At 60.8% G+C, this 4,312-nt stretch carries 3 protein-coding genes and 1 pseudogene; 2 read left to right on the top strand and 2 right to left on the bottom strand.

All coding sequences use genetic code 11. The features are described from left to right. Together AC1DT3_RS13245 and AC1DT3_RS13240 are read left to right on the top strand one after the other, a co-directional pair. A pseudogene (locus AC1DT3_RS13245) lies at window positions 1-244 on the top strand (4-hydroxyphenylpyruvate dioxygenase); the annotation flags it as partial. 505 nt (window positions 245-749) lie between these two features. After that, window positions 750-2,120, top strand: a complete 1,371-nt coding sequence (locus AC1DT3_RS13240; RefSeq protein WP_477465716.1) for a porin — start codon at window positions 750-752, stop codon at window positions 2,118-2,120. A gap of 271 nt (window positions 2,121-2,391) precedes the next feature. Here the strand turns inward: AC1DT3_RS13240 and AC1DT3_RS13235 are convergent, their stop codons facing one another. Then, window positions 2,392-3,276 (bottom strand): alpha/beta fold hydrolase, encoded by an 885-nt coding sequence (locus AC1DT3_RS13235; RefSeq protein ID WP_477465715.1) that lies wholly within the window; start codon window positions 3,274-3,276, stop codon window positions 2,392-2,394. A gap of 73 nt (window positions 3,277-3,349) precedes the next feature. Beyond that, the coding region (locus AC1DT3_RS13230; RefSeq protein ID WP_477465714.1) for a lytic transglycosylase domain-containing protein at window positions 3,350-4,312 on the bottom strand (963 nt) is incomplete at its 5' end.

The raw sequence follows: 4,312 nt of genomic DNA, 5'->3' as shown, positions 1-4,312 counted from the left end.
CGGTGAGCCTGTCGACCGGTTGAAGGTCGACGGTATCCTGATCGACGGGGAGGGGGTCGTCGAAGGCGGATTCACGAAAGTCTTGCTCCAAAGGTTCGGTAAGACCGCGATCGGCCCGATCTTCTTCGAGTTCATTCAGCGGAAAGGCGACGACGGATTCGGCGAGGGAAACTTCAAGGCGCTCTTCGAATCGATCGAGGAAGACCAGATTCGGCGCGGCGTGCTCAAGGCCGAGCGCGCCTGAGCAAAAACCTGATGATTCCAATAGAATCACGGGGTCGGGGCGGTCCGACCCTGTGGATGAGGGCTCGGAGTTATCCTCAGGCCGAGGCGGGGCTATCCAGGCCCATACAACGAATAAAGCCGGCAAAATGAGTGCTCGACCGAGCTTGGCGGGGTTTCGCAATCGCCCGCAAGTCATTGTTCCCTAATGAATTATTAAAATCACGGGGTTGTTATTTAACGCAAGGTTAAGATCGGTCTAAGGAACGTGGCCTTTGTGCAACATGCCTCTGAAAAGCCCCGGTTGTCGCCCGTTTTCGGCCTTCATTCGGTTGCTTGCGAGATCGTCCTGGATAATGTGGCTGCAGCGACGGGGGCACCCCGGTCGTCACTGGTTGTTCCCCGTCGGGTTCCGGAGGGGTCAATCGATAACCAGGGGAAATGGGACGTCTTCTAGGCTTCGTTGAAGCTGTCGAGGCACAAAAGCCCGGCCCCCCCAAGGGTCTCGAAACTTTGGAGGTCACTCAATGAAGCTCGTCAAGAGCCTTCTCCTCGGATCGGTTGCCGGCATTGCCGCAACGGCCGGGGCATACGCCGCCGATCTGCCTGCCAAGAAGGCAGCTCCGGTGGAATACGTTCGCGTCTGCTCCACCTACGGTGCAGGCTTCTTCTACATCCCCGGCACCGACACCTGCCTCCGCGTCAGCGGTCGCGTTCGCGCCGACTACCTGTACAACTCGCCGGAGCTGAAGCTTCCGGTCGGTACGGCAAACGGCGCAGTCATCGCCCGTGGTCGTGCTCTCGACGTTGACGGCTTCCGCGCTCGCGGTCGTATTCAGCTCGACGCTCGTACGGCGACGGCTTATGGCCTTCTCCGCTCGGTCGTTCGTATGGAAATCACCCGCTCGTCGGCAACGCCGTTCGGCGCGACTGGCACGATTGCCACGAGCCCGAATATCGCTCAGGCGTTCATCCAGTTCGGCGGTCTCACCGCTGGTCGCGTGACCTCGTTCTTCTCGAACGGCGATCTCCCGACCGGTCACATGGGCACGCTGCGCTTCGACGACGCTCCTGACGTCGATCTGTTGGCCTACACCTTCTCGTTCGGTAACGGCTTCTCGGCCTCGATCTCGGTCGAAGACGGCATCGAGCGTCGTGCAGTCGGCTTCATCCCCGGCGGCACCATTGCTGATCCCTTCACCTACGCTGGCCAGCGCACTCCTGACGTTGTGGCGAACCTGAAGTACGCAGGTACTTGGGGTACGGCTCAGCTCTCCGGTGCAGTCCATCAGCTGCGTTCGAACGACCTGTTCACGAACGGCCTCGGCTTCTCGGACTTCCCGGACACCGAGTATGGCTTCGCTATCGCAGCTAGCGCTGGCATCAACCTGCCGCAGCTCGCCCCCGGCGATGCTCTGTGGTTCAGCGCGACCTACGCTGACGGCGCTCTTGCCTACCTCGACGGCGGTAACTCGGGCACGATCATCAGCCCGCGTACGGCCTTCGGTACGGGCAACGTCCTGATGACCGATGCCTACATCAACGGCCTCACGGGCGACATCAAGAAGACCCGCGGTTGGGCCATCGCCGGTGGCTTCCGCCACTACTGGACCCCGCAAATCCGTTCGAACCTCTTCGGTTCGTACATGCGGATCAACTACCCGGGTGCAGCAGCCTCCACGTTGGCTAGCGGCGCTACGGTCGGCCTGAACGACTTCAGCGAATACCGCATCGGTGCCAACGTCTTCTGGCAGCCGGTCAGCGGTCTCGACCTCGGCGTCGAAGTCATCTACGCCAATGTCGATCCCCGCGGTCGGATTGGTCTCCCTGGCTTCACGAACTCGCAGGGTTCGTCGAACGCTTGGGAAGGTCGTCTGCGCGTCCAGCGCGACTTCTAATCGGTCCCAGACTGATCAAGGAAACCCCGGTGGCGACACCGGGGTTTTCTTTTTGTCAGGACGTCAGTTGGTTGTGACGTTCCGTCCACGGCGCGACGCCTCTTTGGACAGCCGCATTCTTCTCGTTGACGCTCATTCCGCCACCCACGAGCTTTGAACGATTGTTCGCGCGCGACCTGACGCTCCAGGGCGCACTGATCCTGGTCGAACTGATCCTCGACAAACCGATCCGGGATAAGACTTGTCGGATTTCTTTGGGGTCCGTTGCCTGTCAGATCGCCTTGGGCGGATCGATCTTGTCGACGAAGGCTTGGATCGCGTCGATCAAAGCTCCCTCGATTTCCGGAGCATGCCCCTGATCGGGGACCGTGATGGCGGTCAGGTCCGGATGAGCATCGCGCATCTTTTGCAGGGTATCGGCCGCCAGGAGATCGGAATTCCCACCCCGCAGAACGAGGAGGGGAATGGTCTTGAGGCTCTCGAAGAAAGGCCAGAGCGGCGGCAACGGCGCCTCGAGATCAAGTGCATCCAGGGTTTTCATCAATGCGGGATCGTAGGCCAGCGTCAGCTCGCCGTCCTTCTCGGCCCAAGTTCCCCGCGCCAGCTTTTCCCACTGGGCTGGGGTGTTTTTGGGAAACTGGGTGTCCGATATTTGCTTGAGGATCTCGCCGGCCTCCCGGATCGTCCGGGGCTTGGGTAGTTTGCCGATATAGCCTTTGATCCGCAGCAGACCCTTTCCCTCGATCACCGGTCCGATGTCGTTGAGAACGGCGCCCTTCAGAACGGTGGGCCTAAGAGCGCCGAGCGCCATGATGATCAGGCCGCCGCGTGAGGTCCCCACGAATGCAGCTTCGCTTATCCCGGCAGCGATCAGGACTTGCAGGACGTCGTTCACTTCGATTCTGACGTCGTAATTGTTCCAATCCTTATCCCATTCGGATCGGCCCCGTCCGCGATAGTCGAGCGAGAGAACTCGCCGGGGATTGTCTCCTTGCGAGAGAGCGAGAGCGAGCTCGTGAAAATCGCCGGAGTTGCGCGCGAGACCGGGCAGACAAACGATAGGCATCGCCGTCGCGACGGACGGGCCGTACTCCCGAGCGTACAGGCGCAGACCGTCCGATGCCGAGACGAACAGGTCCCGAAAACCGTCATTCATGATGTGATCCTGCCCTCGAGCCCGCCACGCACGGAGCACGCCGCTCCAGCGGCCACGCTACAGGCTCTGAGCGTCAGTATTCAAGCTGATCCGAGGAAGGTGAGGGCTCGGCATGAGACACCACGGCCGAGTTCTCGAGCCGACGTCGATAGACGGTCAGGTTCTCCATGACCCGTTGGACGTAGTTGCGCGTCTCATAGAATGGAATGCGCTCTACCCAATCCACCATGTCGACCTGCGGTTGACGTGGATCGCCATAGGCCTGGATCCACTTTTTTACGTTGCCGCCACCGGCGTTATAGGAAGCGAAGGCCAGAATGTAGGAGCCCTTCCAATCGCCCATCAGTTCGCCGAGATGCGCCGCGCCGAGGGTCGCGTTGTAAGCGGGATCGTCGACCAGGCGATTGAGGTCGAATGGTAGCTTAAAACGCTGGGCGGTGGTCTTCGCCGTCGCGGGCATCAGTTGCATCAGGCCCCTGGCACCGGCACTGGAATAGGCTCGCGCGTTGAAGGCGCTCTCCTGTCGCGCAATCGCATAGACCATAGCGGGTTCGATTGGGTCGCCCACCGTATCGAAATCCGGAATTCCGGCCAGTGGATAGGCATGGAGGTCGAGCGGCATTCCGCGCTGAACCGCCGACTTACCGACAGCCAGGATGGCGCGAGGATTGCGCTGAGACGTCGCCATCGCAGCCAACGCGCCGATTTGTGCCGGGTCGTTGAACGATTGCGCCATGTCCGTATAGAGCGAAAGCGCCAGATCCGTTTCGCCGACGTCCTGCAGAATCTTCACAGCTTCGACGGCCGGGGCACTTTCAAACGCCTTTCTGGCCTCGTCGGAAAGCGTCGGAACCTCCCTCAACGCGAGTTTCTGACCGATCTTGTCGAGGGCGAGTTGGCCATAATAGGTGATCGGATGTTCGGCTGCTTTGGCGTAATAGCTTTTGGCCTCGTCCGGTCGCTCGGCCGCTTCCGCGGCGCGGGCTTGCCAATAAGCTGCACGGGCGAGCGAGATCGGCGTCGAGGCACTTTGCGC

It is taken from the genome of Microvirga sp. P4_G7, from assembly GCF_056401005.1.
This window is presented reverse-complemented; position numbering and strand designations above follow the sequence as displayed.

Excerpts from the sequence above, each read along its gene's own strand:
- AC1DT3_RS13235 (WP_477465715.1), bottom strand. The coding sequence starts at position 3,276 with ATGAATGACGGTTTTCGGGACCTGTTCGTCTCGGCATCGGACGGTCTG.
- AC1DT3_RS13240 (WP_477465716.1), top strand. The coding sequence starts at position 750 with ATGAAGCTCGTCAAGAGCCTTCTCCTCGGATCGGTTGCCGGCATTGCC.